The sequence below is a fragment of the Mesorhizobium sp. M1A.T.Ca.IN.004.03.1.1 genome (assembly GCF_003997555.1).
Classification (GTDB): domain Bacteria; phylum Pseudomonadota; class Alphaproteobacteria; order Rhizobiales; family Rhizobiaceae; genus Mesorhizobium.
Map to the genome: position 1 here is coordinate 1 of NZ_RZTV01000183.1, position 290 is coordinate 290.

The following is a 290-nucleotide window of genomic DNA, read 5'->3' on the forward strand; positions in this document are numbered from 1 at the left end:
CCCATATCAGCCGCAACTGGGCCGCCTGCGCGACATTCGCGTGGGCGGTTTTGCATTTCAATGGCTTGGACCCTGCAATTCATTCGCAACCGCAGGAGGACGATATGAGCGACAACGGCGATCTTACTGTTCAAAAGCTGGCGATGTGGGGTATTCCGCTGTCCCTCGGCGTCATGGGCCTGAAGATGGTGGCCTGGTGGGTGACCGGGTCGGTGGCGCTGCTGTCGGACGGGCTCGAATCGTCGGTCAACGTCGTTGCCGCCTTCATCGCCTTCTTCGTCATCCGCTAT

Annotated in this window: 1 protein-coding gene; it reads left to right on the plus strand. The window is 60.0% G+C overall.

From position 1 onward, the window contains the following. Window positions 1-77: 77 nt before the first annotated feature. The coding region (locus tag EOD29_RS31245; protein ID WP_245475494.1) for a cation transporter at window positions 78-290 on the plus strand (213 nt) is incomplete at its 3' end.